The following is a 19,181-nucleotide window of genomic DNA, read 5'->3' as shown; positions in this document are numbered from 1 at the left end:
CTTATCGCGAGCAGGCTCGCGATAAACGATAACGCGGTCTTGCTGCCGTCCGCTATCCTAGGCCAACTGCCTTCAACGAGCCTCCTCTCATGCTTTCGGTCCAGGGCGTCTTCAAAAGCTACGCCACCCCCCAAGGCCCATTGCCGGTATTACAAGGCGTCGACCTCACGTTGAAACCCGGCAGCAGCCTGGCGTTGATGGGCGAGTCGGGCAGTGGCAAAAGTACCTTGCTGCACCTGATCGCCGGCCTGGACAAGGTCGATCGCGGCAGCATTCGCAGTGGCGAGCATCGGCTGGAACAGATGAACGAAGGCCAATTGGCCCACTGGCGGCGCACCGAAATCGGCCTGGTGTTTCAGCAGTTCAACCTGATCGGCAGTTTGCGGGTCGAGGACAATCTGGCGTTTCAGGCGCGTCTGGCCGGGCGCCACGACCCGCGCTGGCAAGCGCATCTGGTGCAGCGTCTTGGGTTGGTGGATCTGTTGCAGCGCTATCCGGAACAACTGTCTGGCGGGCAACAGCAACGAGTTGCGCTTGGCAGGGCGTTGGCCTCGCAACCGAAACTGCTGCTGGCCGACGAACCCACCGGCAGCCTCGATGAAGCCACCAGCGATGAGGTGTTGAAGTTGCTGCTGGAGTTGCTCGACGACAGCCCGACGACGTTGTTGATGGTCACCCACAGCCCCAGGGTCGCCGCGCGGCTGGCGGAAAAAGTGGTGCTGCACAATGGCCGTCTGGCTGGCGCGGACGAGCGCTGAAGTGCGGGTTTTTCGCGAGACATTGCGGGCGCTGCTCAGCCATTGGCGGCAACATCCGGTGCAATTTTTCAGTGTGCTGACCGGGCTCTGGCTCGCCACCAGCCTGCTGACCGGCGTGCAAGCGCTGAACAGTCAGGCACGGGAAAGCTACGCACGGGCCAGTCAGTTGATCGGTGGCGAACCTCAAGCCAGCCTGAGCGCACCCGGCGGCGGGGTGTTCCCTCAGCAATTGTTTATCGACCTGCGTCGCGCAGGTTGGCCGGTATCGCCCGTGTTGCGAGGCCGGGTGACGCTCAAGGGCCATGAAGACCAGCGCTTGCAGTTGATGGGCATTGAACCGGTGTCGCTGCCGGCCGGTTCCGCAGTGGCCGGCCGGTCGTTGCCGATCGAGCAGGTCGTCGAGTTCTTCACGGTGCCGGGCAGCACCTGGATTTCGCCGCAGACCTTGCAGGCGTTGGGCTTGCACGAAGGTGAAACACCGACGGCCGAGAGCGGCATCGCCTTGCCGCCACTGCGTGCCCAACCCGACATGGCCCCCGGTGTGTTGCTGGTGGACATCGGCTTCGCCCAGCAAATTCTGCAATTGCCCGATCAACTGTCACGTCTGTTGCTGCCCAAGGATTTCACCGCGACCCTGCCTGATCAGTTCAAGGGCCAACTCCAGCTCATCAGCAGCGGCGAAGAAAACAATCTTGCACGCCTGACCGAGAGCTTCCATCTGAACCTCGATGCCTTGGGCTTTCTGTCGTTCGTGGTTGGCCTGTTCATCGTCCACGCGGCGATCGGTCTGGCGCTGGAGCAACGTCGAGGCTTGCTCAGAACCCTGCGCGCCTGTGGCGTCAGTGCGCGAATGTTGATTGCCGGCCTCGCCGTCGAGCTGGGTGGTCTGGCGTTGATCGGTGGTGTCGCTGGCGTGGTCAGCGGCTACTTGCTGGCCGGCGTGCTGTTGCCGGACGTCGCCGCCAGTTTGCGCGGCTTGTACGGCGCCGAAGTGCCGGGACATTTGAGCCTCAGCCCGCTGTGGTGGTTCAGCGGCATCGGTCTGAGCCTGCTCGGCGCGTTGCTGGCCGGTGCCAACAGTTTGCTGCGAGCGGCGCGTTTGCCGTTGCTGGCGCTGGCCGATCCGCAAGCCTGGCATCAGGCCCACGCGCGCTGGTTGCGGCGCCAGGGCTGGGTCGCGGCGATGGCTGCGCTGATCGCGGTATTGGCGTTGATGTTCGGCGACAGCCTGAGCAGTGGTTTCGTGCTGATGGCCGCGTTGTTGATCGGCGCCGCACTGGCCTTGCCGGTGGTGTTGAACAGCGTGTTCAACCGGGTGCTGCGGCGCAGTCGCTCGGTGCTCGGCCAATGGTTTGTCGCCGATTGCCGTCAGCAGTTGCCGGCCCTGAGCCTGGCCTTGATGGCGCTGTTATTGGCGCTGGCGGCGAACATCGGCGCCGGCAGCATGACCGCCGGTTTCCGCCAGACCTTCAACAACTGGCTCGAACAACGCCTGACCGCCGAGTTGTATGTCAATCCGCAAAATCCGGCCCAGGCCCGAGAGCTTTACACATGGCTCAAACAACAACCCCAAGTCAGCGCGGTGCTACCCAACTGGCAAGTGTCGATTCAGTTACAGGGCTGGCCGGCGGATGTCTTCGGCGTGATCGATCACCCGACCTATCGCCAGCACTGGCCGTTGCTGGAAGCCTTGGGCGACGACCCCTGGGAACGACTGGCCAAGGACGACGCGCTGATGCTCAGCGAACAACTGGCCCGGCGGTTGAAGGTGCGCCTGGGTGATCACATGACCATTGCCACGCCCAACGGTCCATGGTCGCCACGGATCGTCGGGATCTACGCCGACTACGGCAATCCCAAGGGCCATCTGCTGGTCAACATCAATCACCTGCTGCGCGGCTGGCCGCAGCTGACACCCAGCCGTTTCAACCTGCGCATCGAGCCCGCGTCGATTCCCGCGTTCCTGGCCGCGCTGCAAGCGCGCTTCGCCCTGGACGACAGCCGCATCGTCGATCAGGCCCGGCTCAAGGGTTGGTCCACACAAGTGTTCGAGCGTACCTTCGCCGCCACCGCCGCACTCAACAGCCTGACGCTTTGCGTCGCGGGCGTGGCGCTGTTCATCAGCCTGCTGACCCAGAGCCAGAGTCGCCTCGGACAACTCGCGCCGTTGTGGGCGCTGGGCGTGACGCGGCGACAGTTGATGCTGCTCAACCTCGGGCAGACCTGGTTGCTCGCGGTGCTGACATTGGTGCTGGCATTGCCGTTGGGCATCGCATTGGCGTGGTGCCTGGACACGGTGATCAACGTGCAGGCCTTCGGCTGGCGCTTGCCGCTACGGGTGTTTCCACTGCAACTGTTGCAGTTGATGGGCCTGGCCTTGCTCGCCACGTTGCTCGCGTCGGCGTGGCCGTTGTACTCGCTGTATCGCACGCAACCGGCGGATCTGCTGCGGACGTTTGCTCATGAAGATTAAGATCTGCGTGTTGCTGCTGGCGTTGCTGAGCGGCTGCGACAACACGCCTGCGCCGGAAAAAGGCTTCGCCGGCCTCGGCCATCAGGCCTCCGCATTTACCCCGGTGGTGCCCGGGCGAGAATTCAGTTTCCCGGCGGACCACGGCGCCCACGATGGCTTTCGCATCGAATGGTGGTACGTCACCGCCAACCTCAAGGACGATCAGGGGCGCGAGTTCGGTGCGCAATGGACGCTGTTTCGCAGCGCCTTGAAAGCGACGCCCGAGCAACCTGGCTGGGCCAATCAGACTATCTGGCTGGGTCATGCGGCCGTGACATCCGCCACCGCACACCATGCCGCCGAACGCTACGCCCGAGGTGGCGTCGGCCAGGCCGGAGTGATCCTTAAGCCGTTCAACGCATGGATCGATGACTGGCGTTTCAGCAGTCAGGCCACCGACGCAAACCCGCTGGCAGACCTGCAACTCAGTGCCCGCGACAAGGTGTTCAGCTACCAGCTTCGACTGACCTCAACCCGGCCACTGGTACTTCAAGGAGACAAAGGCTTCAGCCAGAAATCCGAACAAGGCCAGGCGTCGTACTACTACAGCCAACCGTTTTTCCAGGCCAGCGGCACCCTCGAAATCGACGGCAAAACCTACACCGTCAGCGGTCCGGCCTGGCTCGACCGCGAGTGGAGCAGCCAACCGCTGACCGCCAACCAGACCGGTTGGGACTGGTTCTCCCTGCACCTGGACAGCGGCGCGCAGGTGATGCTCTACCGCATGCGGCAAAAGGACGGCGCGCCATACCTCACCGGCACCTGGATCGACGCTCAAGGGCAGGCACAGCTGCTGCACGCCGACGACATCCAACTCACACCACAAGACACCGCCAAGGTTGCCGGGCGTTCGATGCCTGTGCGCTGGTCGATCAACATCCCGGGCAAGCACCTCGAAATCACCATCGATGCCCTCAACCCCAAGGCCTGGATGGACTTGCGCATTCCTTATTGGGAAGGGCCGGTGCGGCTGAGCGGCAGTCATGGGGGGCAGGGGTATCTGGAGATGACCGGGTATTGAGTTGGAGTTCTCGGCGCGACACTATTTGGTGAAATTGAAAGATCTGAAAGCAGGGCAGAGCGTTGTGCTGACCTGTAACGATGTGCTGAAAGTGACCAGCCGGCACCCAAGCTGATCATTACTTGTACGTATTGATTGTTCTTGTGCGGATAGCTGTATAAGAACAATCAATTTTAATGGTCGAACTGGTGATTTTAAGAAGTTTGTAGACGTTGTGTAAGCGGGGCCTTACGAAATATTACGTGCATAAATTTCATGTTTGTATACGAGGACATATCTGCCAAATTCTATTAAAATCCTTCCCGTTCGCCCGGTGTCAGGGCTCTTTACCGGTGCATGGATTGCCAAGGCCATTACACTGGGCGAACACCTTCTTTGGGAGGTGCTGTTTAAAAGTTTCGGATATAAAAATGGGCGACCTTGGGGTCGCCCATTTTTATTGGAAGATCTAAAGCTGCTTCCGCAAGCGCTGTCCGACCACATCCATCAAATCGCAACCGTCCTGCAACGGGATGGCCAACCCGCGTAAAGTGCCGCGAGTCGATGCATAGTGGGGCGCCTGGACGGTTACGGTGATGCATTGAAACGATCAATATTGATACTCTCCAATACACAAACCTCTTCAGGATCAACGAACAGGGAGTAGAGAATGGCTGGAGCCACAGCTGGGCTCGAGGGTAGGAGTCCTTAATGATCAAAGGGGAGCCAATCGTTATGGCGAGATCAAAGCAAAACAAGAGCTGTTTTAAACGGGTATCCATCGGCGTACTGGCCGCTTTGCTGTCGGTCGGCGTCGCTAAAAGTTTCGCAGAGGATAAGGAAGTCAAAGGAATGCAGAGTATTCAGTTTCGAAAGGTCATTGACCTCAGCCATGTCATTAGCACGACGATTCCACTGTGGCCTAACGACCCTCCAGTGACATTCGACGTGGTGGCTTCACAGGAAAAAGACGGTTATTACCTGCGGCGTTTCAGCATCGGCGAGCACAGCGCTACCCATATGAACGCGCCCAATAGTTTTCACCCCAATGCCATCGGGATTGATGCCTATAAACCAGAGTCCCTGGTGCGCCCGGCCGTTGTGATTGATATACGAACCCAGGCTCGGGATAACCCGGATTATGTGATTGGCGTCCAGGACATCGAAAAATGGGAACAGGCTAATGGGCGCATCGCCCAAGGCTCTGTTGTGCTGTTTTATACGGGATGGCAAGCCTTGTGGAACGATCCCAAGCGCTTTATCAATGAAGACGCGAAAGGCCCACACTTTCCCGGTGTGGGCGCTGCTACGACCCAGTTTCTGCTTGAAGAACGCCAAATCGCTGGTGTCGGTATCGATACACATGGCGCTGATCCAGGTCAGGATACGGTTTATGCCACCAACAGCCAGATTCTGGCCAAAGATGGCATTGTCCTGGAGTGCCTGACTAATCTCGATCAGCTACCTGCGAAAGGCACGACACTGGTCATTGGCGTGCTTCGACTCAAAGAGGGGTCGGGTTCTCCTGTTTCCGTAATGGCGTTTGTACCCTGAGCCCATTTCAACTTGAAATTGCATCCACTACCGGAGTACTGGCCTGGAGCTGTCGCCGGTAGTTGGCTGCACGCTGAAGTACTTGGGTCAAGGCCTGGAAGTTTGCCGGTTTGGTCAAAATGTCATTGGCACCGGCGGCCCTGAAACGTTCTATCTCGCTCGAAAAAGCGCTCGCGGTGAACGCAACGATGTAGCACGTATCGCCCAGTGGTAGTTCGCGGATGTTACGGATGGCCGCCAGCCCATCCATAACAGGCATATTGATATCCATGAAAATGATATCTGGAATCGACGTCATGCACTCGTTGATCGCCTCCAGACCATCTGACGCAAGGGCGGGTGTATAACCCAACGCCTGTAACATCGCCAAGGCAACTTTCTGACTAATGGGATGGTTCTCCACCAACAGGATATCGAGCGGGTAATCCCCGGCAAAAGATGAGTCGAAACCAACCGTTGCATGATCGTCCCCGAGGGGGATTTCCGAGACGGAAAAAGGCTCCATGGGGAGTGAGAAGGAAAACGTCGATCCGATACCAGGCTGACTGGTAAAGGATAAAGTCCCCTGTTGCGCCTCGACCAGATTCTTGCAAATTGAAAGACCTAGCCCACTTCCGGTAAAGCGTTGACTGGCTGGCCCTTTGAACTGAACAAAGGGCTTGAACAGGCTGTCTTGCCGCGCCAAAGGGATACCTATGCCGGTATCGCGTATGGAGAACTCGAGTCGGGCTCGAGGGCTGTCACCGCTCGTTTTGACCACGAGCGATACTGTTCCGGTTTCGGTGAACTTGACCGCATTACCCAACAAGTTGATCAGTATCTGGCGAAGGCAATCGGTATCGGTTTTGACCCAGTGCGGTACATCCGGTGATACCTGAGCCTCAATGATGATTGGTTTGCCCTGAGTGTTTTGCCGGATCATTTCAATACTGGATGAAACCAATGCTCTCACTTCGAATACACGAGGCCTCAATTCAAGTTTGCCCGCTTCGATCTTTGCCAGGTCGAGAATGTTGTCGATAAGCGACAGCAGGGTTCGTCCGCTGGTATGAATCGTATTGACCAGAGCGCTTTGCTCGGGATTCAGGGCGGAGCCGGCCAGTAACTCGGTCGCACCGATGACACCGTACATGGGGGTGCGGATTTCATGACTCATGGTGGCTAAAAAACGGGTCTTGGAACGATCCGCGTCTTCGGCGGCATCTTTTGCCTGACTCAATACCTGTTCGTTTATTTGCAGTTGCTGAAGATGAGCACGCATGCGCAATAAGTCGATCACGAACAAAAGACTGAAGGCGAGAAATACCAGAATGGCAAGGATGATATGGTGCAGAGAGTCCTGATTAAGTTGTTGGTTGTAGTTCGCCAACGTCATCTCCGCACCTGCCACATAAACCGTCCCGTCCTGGGATTTCATTGGGACGAAGACGGCGCGAAAGTCTCCCCAGTGATCCGAGTAATCGATCCAGGTGGGCTCGGTACGCTCAAAACTGTCGAGCAGGGCCTGACTGGCATCTGGATAAGGATCGAAAAAGCGTACGTAATTCTGCTCTTGAATCTCTTTTTTCGAGGCGCTGGAGCTGATCAGATAGGCTTCCCCATCGCGTTTGACCACGCTGTAGACAAAGGCGGTGCCCATGGACTCGTTGAATCTGGAAAGCCGCTGAATGGTATCCCAGTCTTGCGCTTCCGTTTTCGACTGTTTGTCGATCAGATTGTCATGGTAGCGGTCGCCGAGGATGGCTGACGCGCCCAGCGCGGCATGCAGCAGCTTGTTATTAATGTTGTCAGTGAGAATTCCCTGAGTCTCGACGTAGAGGTAGTAGATATAGCCACTGACACCTACGATGTAGACCAAAAGTAAAGCCCATGTTTTCCGTCTGAGTTTGAACATTCATCACAGCCTCCATACTGTCAGCCCAAGCATAGATTGAAGACTGGTTGAAAACCATTGTTTATCAGTGAGGAAGTTACTTGACCGAGTAGCCAGTTTTTCTGGGTTTTTGGGAAGGTCGCGATTTTGCGGAAGAGCCCACCATAGTGGAAGTTGGAAGAATTTTGCTCCTATATCAAGAAATTTGCGGGCGAAGTTTTAGCAGCCTCTTGCCAAATGCTCTGTGTATAAAATTGAGGGATGATATTAAACGTCGGATATAAAAATGGGCGACCCTGGAGTCGCCCATTTTTATTGGCTGAATTAAAGCTGGGCCCGTAACCGCCACCCGACCACATCCAGCACGTCGCCCGGAGACAGCTCTCTTCCAACAGTTGAGTGACACAACGAATGCGATATGCGGCCGTGTCCTGCAGCACATCGACAGGCGCTGCGGTGTCGATCGGGAGGGAAGGGATCGTGCAGTCGATGCCGGTAATCGACATGTATCGAGTCATGGTTGAACACTCCCGAGTGTCGGACGCCCCACCGGGTGGGTCGAGGTTGTCCAGCACCCGGTTTACCAACAACTTACCCGGTACAGCCAATTGCTGAATCGATAGCGCCAGGCTGCGGTGCGAGCCTTCGAGTTCACAGGCAAGGTCGGTGTTCAGGACGTTGAGCGAAGCGAGGGTTTCGCAGGCGTGGCTTAGCAGGGTTTCGGTGCGGATGTTGGGGGGAGGGTGACGACGTGGCTGATGGGGTCGAGAGACTCGGGTGGAAACTTTTTCATCGTGAAGCTCCTGAATCAACGGAGCCGCAAAGCGGCATTTGCATGCCTTGATCGTGTTCGGTCTGCCAAAACCGGTCGCTGGGGTTGCAGTGACTGGGGGAGGTTATCTGGGGAGAAGGGGGGGTACAAGTTCATGGATGGTGATGGGAGTTGCGGGAAATGTCCGATGCTTTTGTCAGACGACTCAAAGGGCAGAAAAATGAGTTAGATTTTTTAAGTGAGTACGGGCTTTTTGTCGTTCATATAAACTGAGGGGCCACAAAGTAGCGGGGATTTTGTTGAGAATTCAATTATCGAGCTGCTGTTCGAAGCATGAATCGTGAAAATGTTTTCGCTCTGAGTGATTGTTATATTGAGTTTTTCTTTTGTAGGTATGTTTTTGATCGTCGGGTTGCTGATTTCGCTGCAGTTTAAACAGATGCGGCATGTGTTGAATTCAGCCTTTTTCCACTTTGCGGGAGGGGCGTCCGGGAGTTCTTCGATGTCAAACTCCAGTATTATCGTTGGTCTGTTGTTGTCGATACTTACTGTGAAAAGTTCAACGAGGCCAATCACTACGGAAGTCTTGAAAACCTGGTTGAAAAAAATGCTGCCATCGATATCGTTCCAGAATTTCATTTTTACTCCTTGAAACAGTCAAAAGGGACCACCCCTTAGCCAAGCCAAAAGAGCCAAAAGGGGACGCCCATTTTTGCTTTGAAGCGTTGAGGTGAGTTTCGTTAATTTTTTAGGAGGTTCTCTTGCTGTGATCTGATTTGGATGTTCTTTTGCTACGCTACACCATAGTTATGGTATGCCTTAATATTTGCTATGGTAATCTAAGTGTGACTTTGTAGTTTGAGTCGTGTTGGGTGACGGTTATAGTAGTAGGGCCGCTGAAATTGAAATTTTCTATATTTATTATGTAAGGCTGGAATTCGTACTCGTTATAATCTTTTTTCAGCCATTTCTTAGGGGTGACTGCTTGTTCTACTTGGCTGTATAGTTTTAAGCATGTAGAGTTTCCGTCCAGCATGACGTAAGAAGTGCGCATGCTGGTAGGGGAGTAATCTTCTCCAAAAATAGAAGCTCACTGTTTTTTATTCGATATTGATGATGTCCACATTTTAGATTGCTCAAACACGTAATGATAGCCAAAAGGGGACAAATTTATTTTATGGCATGAAAAATAAATCTGTCCCCTTTTCTCTCGACTCTCCGGGGATTATGATTCTTTTATTTGCGTCTAGCATTTTCTTCTGAAAGGCCAAAATGAGGTGGCTTTTTTTTTTGAGCGCTCGGGCGATCATTTTTCTAGTTTGTTTAAAGCATTGGAAATTGCCTTGTTTAATTCTGTCCAGCTTTTTGCTTTTTCGCTGAAAGCTGGGTGCTCCCAGTCATAGGCTTTAATTAAAGAAACTCTAAATGTGCCGTTTTCACAGAATTCAGGGTACCAACCTATGTCAATAAGTTGATCATGTGGGAAGACGGCTTGGAATAGATCCTCCTTTAAGTCATCAACGATCATCGAAGTGTCAATAAGCTGGTTGAGGTGGGAGATGTCATCAAATGTGACTGTTCCGCCAAGTTCTATAATTTTTTTAGTGTCCATTCAGTTTTTCTTCGCTTTTGTGAGTTTTTTAAATGCTTCTTCGGAAATAGGGTGGCCGTGGATAGTGTTTGCGCTTAGTTCAACCCTCATGAAGCGTGTTTCTTTACCATCGTTGGCGCCAATAGTCTTGCCCATATCAATAACTTTCCAAGGCTTTCCGTTGTTAACATCTTGGCCATTTTTAAATGCATGCCGCTCGAGTGCTTCGATGTCTGTCCCAGGTAAATACCTTGCCGCGCCTCCATTTGCCGTTGATTTAACAACATTTGGCCAGGGGGCCTTGGGGGCTACGTGCTTGTTACCGTGATTCGTCCATTGAACATCAGGTGCTCCTGATGTCCCCTCATTTACCTTGGCCTTACTCGCCGGATCTTCAACCGTTCCAGGCTTGCAGCTCGCTCCCCCCGGACATTCGCTATTCAACCCCAACGGATCCACCCACCCCGTAGGGTTAGGCACGTACTGGTAGTTGTTCAACCCGCCCGCAAGCTTGATCGGATCCGGCGTCAAAAACCGTCCAGTCCCCGGATTGTAGTAGCGATGCCGGTTGTAATGTAAGCCTGTCTCCGCGTCGAAGTACTGACCCTGGAAGCGCAGCGGGTTGTCGACTTCTGCAACGTCGAGGGTGGCGAGGTTGCCGTAGGCCCGGTATTTCGCCGACCACATAATCTCGCCGCTGTAGTCGGTGAGTTCCTGTGGCGTGCCGAGATGATCGAGTTGGTAATAGAAAGGCGTAGCGTTCAGCGGGCCTTCGCCATCGAGCATCGCCAATGGGCGGAAGCTGCCGGGTTCATAAATGTAAGTGCGATAGCGATTGTCGGCGCTTTCAGCGATGAGGCGTTCGCCTTGCCACAAGAATTCGGTGGTTTGACCATCGACGGTTTTGGCGATGCGTCGGCCGAAGGCGTCGTACTTGTAGTTTGCGATGCTGCCGCCGGGCAGGCTGACGCCGATCAGGCGATGTTGGCAGTCGTAGCGATACTCGGTGACGAGTTTCTGCCCGGCGCCACGACGTTCGCGGATCAGGTTGCCGTGGGCGTCGTAGCCATAATGGCGGTCGCCTTGCATCAGCAGGCGGTTGCCTTTGACGTTGGCGAGATTCGCGGTCGGTTGGTCGCCTTGGCCCAGGAGGTTGCCCGCCGGGTCGTGGGCGAAGCTTTCCGGTGTGGTGCCACGGACGTTGATCAGGCGATCGAGCGGATCGTAATGGTAGCTGCGGTTGCCTTTGCGGCTGTCATCGATACCCGCGAGGTTGCCGTTGGCATCGTAGGCGTAGCGGCGACGGAACAGGTTGCGGTCTTGCTGACTGACGGTGTGGGCTTGCAGTCGGCCTTGTTCGTCGTACTGGTATTGGCTGAGCAGCAGGCCTTGTTGGCGCTGTTGTTCGCGACCGGCGCTGAACTGGTGGGTGGTGAGGCGCGAGCCGTTGAGGTCGATGCTGCTCAGGCGTCCGCCGGGTTGGTAGCGGTAGTCGAGTTTACTGCCGTCGGGAAGGCGGCAATGACTCAACTGGCCCAGGTTGTCGTACTCGTAACGTAAAGTGCCCCAGCCTTGGTGTTCGGTGATCAGGCGATCCTGCAGGTCGTATTCGTAGGCGAGGGGCCAGTGGCCGTCGTCGACGTTGACGAGGCGGCCTAGGGCGTCATAGCTGTAGTGAATTTCCTCGCCATCGGCCAGGGTTTTCACCAGCAAGCGGCCGGCGGCATCGCGCTGGTATTCGGTGACCAACTCACTGCCGTCTTCGCCGAATTCGGTTTTCTTCAGCAGTTGGCTGTTGAGGTCGTATTCGTAGGCAGTCCGGCGACCGTCGAACCCTATTTCCTGCTGGATCAGGCCGTTGGGGTAGTAATCGAGGTGGTAGTGCTCGCCACGTTCGTTTTCGATGTCGCTGAGCAGCAGACGCGAGTTGTCGTAGCGGTAGCGAAGTTGGCTGCCATCAGGGTTGATACGACGGCTAACCAGATGCAGACCATCGGCGTATTCGTATCGGGTGATGCGGCCCAGTTCATCGCGCTCTGCTGTGACGCGGCCATAAGGGTTGTAGGTGAACGCACGGGTTGCGCCGCCGGGCAGGGTAATTTGTGCGAGGCGGTTGGCGGCGTCCCACTGGTACTGGGTGATGGCGCCGTTTTCTTCCTGACGGGTGATCTGGCGGCCTAAGGCGTCGTAGCGGTACTTGCGCTGACCGCCGTCGGACAGTTGCTCTTCAAGCAATTGGCCGAGGTTGTTCCAGCCCAGCTTGTGGCGACTGCCGTCCGGATGGCGGATCTCCAGCAGGCGACCCTGGCGGTCATAGCTGTAATGTGTGGAGTTGCCATCCGGGTCGATCTGCTGAGTGATATCGCCCTGATCGTTGCGTTGATACTTCCAGGTCGCCTTGCCGCGACTTACTTTGCTTACGAATCCATTGCTGTATTCGTAGCCGGTAGGTTGGTCTTCCGGTGGAACAACCGCCACCATGTGACCGGTTTCGTTGTAGTGATACTCCGTGATTGCGCCAAGCGGATCCTGTTCTGCAATCAAGCGACCCTTGTCATCGTAGGCCTTGAGGTGCTCAGCACCATCCGGGTCAATTTTGGCGATCAGTCGAGCCTGATCGTCGTGGGTGTAGATCTCTTCGCTGCCGTCCGCATTGGTGACAGTAACGCTACCCTTGTCATCCCAGGCGTAGTGCGCGTCCATCTGCGAGAAGCTTGCCCAGTGATGGATGCAGCGTGCCGATTTGCCTTCTTTTTCCCATTCCCAGTAGAAACTGGCGCCACCGGCCAGTTGGCGCTCAAGAATGACGTTCTGCTCGTCGTAGGTGTAGCGCTCGGCTTCGCCCGCCGGGTTTTTGGCTTCGATCAGGCGGTGTTGAGTGTCATAGCTATAGGTGACCAGGGTCTGGACGGTGCCCCAGGCATCTTCCAGATTGTCTGCCGGACTGAACTGCTGGTAATCGACGGCGACGATGTGTTTGCGGTCATAACGCAGGAGCAGGGCGCGACCGGCGCCATTGTCGACACGTTTGATCCGGCCGTGAATGTCGCGGGTGATGTGCAGGTGGTTGTTGTAGGTGTCGCTAATGGCGATCAGCGTCGCGCCTTTGCTGTTGTAGCGAAAATGATAGAACTGGGAACGGTCGCCAGCTTGAGTGAGGATCAGCTCGGAAGGATCCTCACCGAGGAAAATCGCCGCTTCGGACAAACTGTTGGTAATCGCCGGTCGTTGCATACTCGGCAATGGGAAGGTCGTAATGCGGTTTTCGTGGTCGGTCCAGACCACCTCATCACCGTTGATGTCCACCCTTTGCGCCAGTGCGTGACTCCATCCGTAGCCGAGGCCGCAATCGACTTCCGCGGCGCTGGTGCGATAGAGGCGGGTCCAACTGAAGGGCAGTATTCCACCGAGTTCACCATCGGTCAGGGTCAACAGTTCTTCACCCGTCACCATCGAAACCGGACAGCCATTGGTGCAGGTGTTTTTGGCGCAGTTAGCACTTTTTTCGTCGGGAGTCTTGGACTGAGCGGGTGCATCGTGGTGGACTTTCGGCGTTTCTACGGTAGTCACTCGCTTCCCGTCAAAACGAACCTGTGCAATCCCTTTCTTTACCTGAGCCGTCACACCACGAGCCGCTACCGCGGTGTACTTCGCGACGTATTCCATGAAGCCTTTGATGATCTTGAACACCGACTCCACAAAGCCGGTCACGGCCTTGATGACGATTTCGCCGTACTTTTTCAAGCGCGCGGCGAGGTAGATGACACCGGTACCCTCGGCAGCAACGGTCAGCACGATCGAAATCACGATGTCGATCGCGATGCCGACTACCGCTGCCGTGGTCATTTTTGCAGCGTCACCGGCCATCTTCATCGGTGGCAAACCGGCCAGCCAGATCACGGCACTGCGTACCATCAGGAACAGAGCGGCCTCGTCGCTGGCCAGCAGCATGGCCTTCTTCATGACGTCTGGCGTTTCTTTTGCCAGTGCTATCAGTTTTTGGGTTCCGGCACCGAGGTCTTTGGCAAACTTGCTCGGGTCTTGCAGGATATCGAGCACCAGGCTGATACCGTCCCAAACCCCTTTGATCGCTTCCCAACCGCCTTCAAGGATGCCGTTGCCAATTGCCGAGGCCGTTCCCAAGGCGGATATGTTCGACCATTGCGGTTTGAAACCGGCCCATTCCTTGCGCAGGAAACCTTCCAGTTGACCGGTCAGGCCTTCATAGGATTTGAACAAGGTATCGATCTGAGCCGGCGTCACTTCGTGGTGAACACGGATCTTGTAGAACTTGCCGGGAACACCCTCCGTCCAGCTGGCTTTGCCCTGGGCGTCGAGTTTGACTTTGCTGACTGCGCCGCCTTCCACCGCAACGATTTCAACTTCGATGTCACCCAATGGGATGTCATACACCGATTCGAATTTGCTCTCGATCAGCAGTGGCCCCTTGAGCGGGCACTGGGCAACGTTCGAGGCGAAGTCGCCATCGGTCATGCTCACCGATTTGCTGGTGTTACCGACCTTTATCACGCGCTCCATGCCCAGCAGGGAGGGCAGGTCTGCGGCTCGACTGCCTTTGTCGGCGGCTTTCGCGTACCAGGTTTTGGTCTGTTCTTGATACAGCTTCAAGCTGTCCTTGAACGTGCTCAGTTGGTTGTCAACGTAGGCAACGCGATCCATCAGCCTTGCTCCAGAATCAGGTGGTTTAACAGTGCTTCATTAAGGTTTTTCGGAGCATCGGGCCGGCTCACGAAACGTGCGATTTTCAGCTTCAGATTGCTCTCGGGGTAAGCGGCGTAGATGTCTGGACGTTCCTCTTCCAGCCATTGCATCAGGTTGCCGATCAGGGTCGACGGGTTTTGCTTCGCCAGGCTGTCGAGCAGTTTCTGCGGCACCTCCCACCACGGCCAGTCTTTTGCCGGCGGCACCACCCTCGGCCCCACCTCCAGGCTCTTCCCATTAATCAGATACCGATCAAACACCGGCAGTACCTCACCGGCGGCATCGCCGAGACCTTCCAGAATCGGATAGATATGCCGTCCATCCCAAAAACGGAAAAACACTTGCGTCCCATCCGGCATCCGCACTTGAGTCAGGCTGCGCAGATGTTCGAACACCACATCCGGTGTGCTGGTTGAAACCGCCATCCAGCCCCAGTCCTGAGCATCCGTATCGGCAATCCACGTTAGAAAACTTGAGTTGGGTTTCAGCTCGATGAGGTAGGGCATCACCGGCTGCCAAGCCGCGTAAGGTGTGCCGCCCCAAATCGGGGTCGCCTGGGTTGTGGGTTCGTTTTGGTAAAGCGACTTGAGCGCTTCGGCATCACTGGCGGCGCTGATGATCAGGTAGAGGCGTTCACCCGGCAGTAGCGGGGTTTCGGATAACCAGACCTGTGGATTGGTGTTTTCAGATGTCACAACAGCCGTCCTTGATGAGTGAATCTAAAAACTCATATCAGCTTCAATGTTTTCTTCGTAAGTCGAGAGCAACTTCTCAACGTTTTCGTTTCCGGAGTATTTTTCTTTCAACTGCTTCAGCTGCTGGTCGGTGCCCTTGCAATATTTATTTATATCGCTGATGACACGATCGAGAATTTTCGGGTCGGCGGGGTCCCGTTCAGGAATATCTCCGCGCAAAGAATCACAGTTGTCTCTATTTTTGATGTAGCCGGAGACGTCGGTCGGAACGGACTCAGAACTTTCCGTTTCGCAAGAATTTGACGTTGGCTCTACATCGTAACCTAGGCTCAAATAGAGATGACCGTTCAAGCTCCCATTTTTTCTCGAGAAGAGATGAACGCCTTCTTGACTCAAACAGGTGCTGATAGTTGTAGCTTGATCCTTGACCTCAACGGCTGAGACGCCGTTTCCGGTTGCATTTTTACCAACTACAGCTATGCCGATGAAAGGCGCAGAGTATTGAATGTCAAGCCCATAAATGTGCATGTCGGATTCGTTGAGCAGATCCATTGCATCGCCCTGCTGCTGTTTTCCCCCAGTTGTCTTTGTTAACTTGCAGCAAGCAACGGTTCCATCCTGAGGGAATTGGACCGAAATGACTTCGTTGCTTGAAATATTCTGGGTTGTATATAAATAAGTTTGCCCGTCTGGATTATTTTTAACGAATCCAAATCCAGTGTCTTGGGCAAATACTGACCCTGAGCAAATAGTCAGAATGAAGAAAAGTGTATGTTTAATGTCCATCGGTTGACCAATGTGGAGGGTCGGAAACAAGCTTTTTAACTCCATATGTAGTACCTACTGGATTCAAGTCGCTTAAGTGAGTGATCAAAACGGAGGCGCCAGAAGCATTTACAATTGTTTTTCCAGATATGTTGGATATTGTCATGTCTATGGCTTTTCGCTGTGTATGGCGACTTGTAAGTGCCGGCGGATACACAATTCCGTAGCCCGACGCCATGCTGGTCGCAGCACTGATTGATTGCGCTGAGGTGCTATGAACCCACTCGATATTTACACCGTCCATTTCAGGTACGTCTTCTGGTGCAATGATTCCTTTAGATATTGCTGAGGAATAGTGCATCAGATAAGCACGCTCTTTGGGCCGATAAGTTGCCGAAATTGAAACACTGCCCCCGGCTTCTTTTATCGCTGCAATAAATTTGTTCACACTGGCTTCGAACTCAGTCGTGAGATCGCCCACACTTGTACTGGTCGGAAATCGTGCAACCCATTGCGTACCGCTTAGCTCCTTGGTCGGGATGCTAACAGTTACAGGTGTCTGATCCGTGGTTGGGGTGAGCGTCGCTTGTTGTGTTGCCATAATACGGGGCCTCGATAGTGGCTTTTTCAGCTTTGTTAGATGAGACTTTTTGGGTCATCCCCTTGTTGTCAGTGACACCATCAACAATAATCCCGGATTCAAGCGTTATTCGATAGGGAATATTCTGCTTCGGTTTACCCGTTTTTTCATCATTGACTAAAAATACTAAGTCGTGGCTGGTTTTTTCAGTGTCTTGGGCAGGTTTTGCTATATCGCATACACCCGCCTTACACCTCTCGCACTCTTCACAGAACGGCGCGTTGCGTTTCAGGGTGTTGATCTGCGCCGGCGTCAGTACCGCGCCAGCCTTGTCGGCATCAGCCTGTTTCAGCGCGCCGGGCATCAGCGGTGCCGCCCCGGTTCCGCTGCCGGGGCTGCCGCCGGAGTTCATGTTGATCACCGGTCCGCTCAGCGTCACGCCGCTGGCGTCGATCTTGATGAAGCTGCCGCCGGCCTTGAGGGTGAGTTCGCTGCCGGCTTCGAGCACGACTTTCATGCCGCTGCTCAGGTGGATTTCCTGGCCGGCTTCGATGAATTGGCCGGTGCCGACCTTGATGTGCTGGTTGACGCCCACGGTGAGGTGGTCGTTGGCGCGGGCTTCGACTTTGCGATCGGCATAGACGGTGTGGTGTTCTTCGGCCTTGAATTCGCTGTAGCTGTTTTGCTCAACGGTGTCGTGGCGTTCGTTGCCGACGCGGATTTTCTGGTCGTGCTCGACGTTCTCGTCCCAGTCGCGCTGGGCGTGCAGGAAGATCTGCTCCTGGCCCTTTTTGTCTTCGATACGCAGCTCGTTGAATCCGCCGCCGCCCGGAGAGCTCAGGGTTTTGAAGGTGCTGCGGGTCTTGTTCGCCGGCAGGGCGTACGGGACGACGTTTTCCTTGTGGTACAGGCAGCCGCTGATTAGCGGTTGGTCGGGGTCACCTTCGAGAAAGCTGACCAGCACTTGCATGCCGATGCGTGGAATGGCGATGCCGCCGTAATGGGCGCCGGCCCAGGCGGAGGAGACGCGCAGCCAGCAGCTGGTCTTGTCGTCGGCCTGACCTTCGCGGTCCCAATGGAATTGCACTTTGACGCGGCCGTATTGGTCGCAGTGGATCTCTTCACCTTTTGGCCCGGTGACCACGGCGCTCTGGCTGCCGAGGATCCGTGGCTTGGGGTGGTTCAGCGGCGGACGGTTCGGCACGTCCCAGGGGGTGGCCTGGAAGCGGTTGCGGTAGCCCTGGTGGAAATCGTCTTTCAGATTGGTGGTGTTGCTGGTCACCGACTCTTCCAGCACTTGCGGCTGTTTGCCTTCGTGGAGGATTTCGGTCAGCAGCCACAGGTCGTTCCACTTGGCCTTGGGGTGTTGGGTCAGGGCCAGGAAGTGGCCGCTGACCAGCAACGGCTGATCGCTTCGGCCTTCGGCCAACTGGAAGTCGCTGCGGTGACGTTCGAGGGCGCGTTTGGCCAGGTGCTTGCCGCGTTCGCGGTCGATGAAGCGACCGGGGTAGTCGTAGTCTTCGAGGTCGGGCAGGGCGTCGCCACGGTTCTCGCTTTCCAGTTTCAGGCGCGGTTTTTCGAAGTCGTAATCGCGGCGGGTGGTGCGGCTGGTGCGGGTTTCCAGGCGCAGGTCGAAGCGCTTGATTACCGGGTCGTTGGCGACCATGCCGGAGTCTTGCTGGTAGGCCACGGGCGCGAGTTTCGGGAACACCGTCTGGTCATCGCCGAACACCAGCTTGTGGGCCGTGGCGCTGTGCTGGAAGTGGTAGTGAATACCTTCTTCCTCACACAGGCGCTGGATGAACTGCAGGTCCGATTCATCGTACTGAACGCAGTAAATGCGCTCGGGATAAATCGCCCCGACTTCGAATTCGTAGGCATTGCTCTGGATGCCGTGCTCTTCGAGGACCATCCCGATGATTTTCGGCACAGTGAGGTTCTGGAAGATGCGTTGGTTGATGCGGTGCGCCAGGTAGGACAGCTGCGGGCGCAAGGTCACGGCGTAGCGGGTCAGGCGTTTGCCCGAATCGCCCTGGGCGGCGCGGTAGATCTGGCCATGAATGCCGCTGCCGTCAGGCGAGAGCTGCAAAAAGGCCGGTTTGTGCAATAGCGTTTCGAGGTCCAGGGACGGCTGCTCACTGACCAGCTCCACCTCAAACACAAAAGGTTGGCTGATGGCTTCCCGACCTTGCAGGGCAAGGACCTGGAGATCGTTTTCCAGACCTTCGACAGTCAGGGCAAAGTGAGTCTGATTGGCCGGCGCGAACATCCCTTGTTCCTCGTGCAGTGCTGCGGCGCGCGTTGACACCCGAAAGCCGGATCAACGGACGCGAAAATTCCTGGAAGGCGCAAATGACAT

12 protein-coding genes and 1 pseudogene are annotated in these 19,181 nt (G+C 55.7%); 4 read left to right on the top strand and 9 right to left on the bottom strand.

What is annotated here, in order from left to right; translation table 11 throughout:
• The first annotated feature begins 89 nt into the window (after positions 1 to 89).
• From AC07VO_RS24995 to AC07VO_RS24980, 4 genes are all read left to right on the top strand, one after another.
• Complete coding sequence (locus AC07VO_RS24995; RefSeq protein WP_018925581.1) at positions 90 to 758, top strand: ABC transporter ATP-binding protein; 669 nt, start codon at positions 90 to 92, stop codon at positions 756 to 758.
• 1 nt (position 759) lies between these two features.
• Positions 760 to 3,231 carry an ABC transporter permease gene (locus AC07VO_RS24990; protein WP_495007678.1) on the top strand — a complete coding sequence of 824 codons (2,472 nt, stop codon included), beginning with the start codon at positions 760 to 762 and terminating at the stop codon, positions 3,229 to 3,231.
• A complete protein-coding gene (locus AC07VO_RS24985) occupies positions 3,221 to 4,291 on the top strand; it encodes a lipocalin-like domain-containing protein (RefSeq protein WP_086944961.1) in 1,071 nt (356 codons plus the stop codon). Before AC07VO_RS24990 ends, AC07VO_RS24985 begins: the two co-directional genes overlap by 11 nt.
• Before the next feature lie 690 nt (positions 4,292 to 4,981).
• A complete protein-coding gene (locus AC07VO_RS24980; RefSeq protein ID WP_225609293.1) occupies positions 4,982 to 5,824 on the top strand; it encodes a cyclase family protein in 843 nt (280 codons plus the stop codon).
• 7 nt (positions 5,825 to 5,831) lie between these two features.
• Here AC07VO_RS24980 and AC07VO_RS24975 read toward each other — a convergent pair whose 3' ends face one another.
• From AC07VO_RS24975 to AC07VO_RS24935, 9 genes and pseudogenes are all read right to left on the bottom strand, one after another.
• Positions 5,832 to 7,718: an ATP-binding protein gene (locus tag AC07VO_RS24975; RefSeq protein WP_086944960.1), complete on the bottom strand. Its 1,887-nt coding sequence runs from the start codon at positions 7,716 to 7,718 to the stop codon at positions 5,832 to 5,834.
• A 518-nt stretch (positions 7,719 to 8,236) separates the two neighbouring features.
• Positions 8,237 to 8,475, bottom strand: a pseudogene (locus AC07VO_RS24970) (DUF6124 family protein); the annotation flags it as partial.
• A gap of 228 nt (positions 8,476 to 8,703) precedes the next feature.
• A complete protein-coding gene (locus AC07VO_RS24965; RefSeq protein ID WP_064618725.1) occupies positions 8,704 to 9,108 on the bottom strand; it encodes an Imm50 family immunity protein in 405 nt (134 codons plus the stop codon).
• Between the two features lie 667 nt (positions 9,109 to 9,775).
• A complete protein-coding gene (locus tag AC07VO_RS24960) occupies positions 9,776 to 10,081 on the bottom strand; it encodes a hypothetical protein (RefSeq protein WP_018925589.1) in 306 nt (101 codons plus the stop codon).
• Entirely contained in the window at positions 10,082 to 14,740 is a 4,659-nt protein-coding gene (locus AC07VO_RS24955) for an RHS repeat-associated core domain-containing protein (protein ID WP_495007675.1), read from the bottom strand.
• Positions 14,740 to 15,477: a DUF4123 domain-containing protein gene (locus tag AC07VO_RS24950; protein WP_086944958.1), complete on the bottom strand. Its 738-nt coding sequence runs from the start codon at positions 15,475 to 15,477 to the stop codon at positions 14,740 to 14,742. Before AC07VO_RS24950 ends, AC07VO_RS24955 begins: the two co-directional genes overlap by 1 nt.
• A 24-nt stretch (positions 15,478 to 15,501) precedes the next feature.
• Positions 15,502 to 16,293 carry a hypothetical protein gene (locus AC07VO_RS24945; protein WP_225609294.1) on the bottom strand — a complete coding sequence of 264 codons (792 nt, stop codon included), beginning with the start codon at positions 16,291 to 16,293 and terminating at the stop codon, positions 15,502 to 15,504.
• On the bottom strand, positions 16,253 to 16,843 hold the full coding sequence (locus AC07VO_RS24940) for a hypothetical protein (RefSeq protein WP_086944957.1): 591 nt from the start codon (positions 16,841 to 16,843) through the stop codon (positions 16,253 to 16,255). Before AC07VO_RS24940 ends, AC07VO_RS24945 begins: the two co-directional genes overlap by 41 nt.
• Positions 16,785 to 19,091 (bottom strand): type VI secretion system Vgr family protein, encoded by a 2,307-nt coding sequence (locus AC07VO_RS24935; RefSeq protein WP_086944956.1) that lies wholly within the window; start codon positions 19,089 to 19,091, stop codon positions 16,785 to 16,787. Before AC07VO_RS24935 ends, AC07VO_RS24940 begins: the two co-directional genes overlap by 59 nt.
• Between the last annotated feature and the right edge of the window lie 90 nt (positions 19,092 to 19,181).

Source organism: Pseudomonas sp. GW821-FHT03E01 (genome assembly GCF_059420765.1).
The sequence above is the reverse complement of the archived record's forward strand: the minus strand, read 5'-3'. Positions and strand labels throughout refer to the sequence as shown.

Bases quoted from the DNA above. Each gene is read 5' to 3' on its own strand.
- AC07VO_RS24995 (WP_018925581.1), top strand. From the start codon at position 90: ATGCTTTCGGTCCAGGGCGTCTTCAAAAGCTACGCCACCCCCCAAGGC.
- AC07VO_RS24985 (WP_086944961.1), top strand. From the start codon at position 3,221: ATGAAGATTAAGATCTGCGTGTTGCTGCTGGCGTTGCTGAGCGGCTGC.
- AC07VO_RS24980 (WP_225609293.1), top strand. From the start codon at position 4,982: ATGATCAAAGGGGAGCCAATCGTTATGGCGAGATCAAAGCAAAACAAG.
- AC07VO_RS24975 (WP_086944960.1), bottom strand. From the start codon at position 7,718: ATGTTCAAACTCAGACGGAAAACATGGGCTTTACTTTTGGTCTACATC.
- AC07VO_RS24965 (WP_064618725.1), bottom strand. From the start codon at position 9,108: ATGAAATTCTGGAACGATATCGATGGCAGCATTTTTTTCAACCAGGTT.
- AC07VO_RS24960 (WP_018925589.1), bottom strand. From the start codon at position 10,081: ATGGACACTAAAAAAATTATAGAACTTGGCGGAACAGTCACATTTGAT.
- AC07VO_RS24955 (WP_495007675.1), bottom strand. From the start codon at position 14,740: ATGGATCGCGTTGCCTACGTTGACAACCAACTGAGCACGTTCAAGGAC.
- AC07VO_RS24940 (WP_086944957.1), bottom strand. From the start codon at position 16,843: ATGGCAACACAACAAGCGACGCTCACCCCAACCACGGATCAGACACCT.
- AC07VO_RS24935 (WP_086944956.1), bottom strand. From the start codon at position 19,091: ATGTTCGCGCCGGCCAATCAGACTCACTTTGCCCTGACTGTCGAAGGT.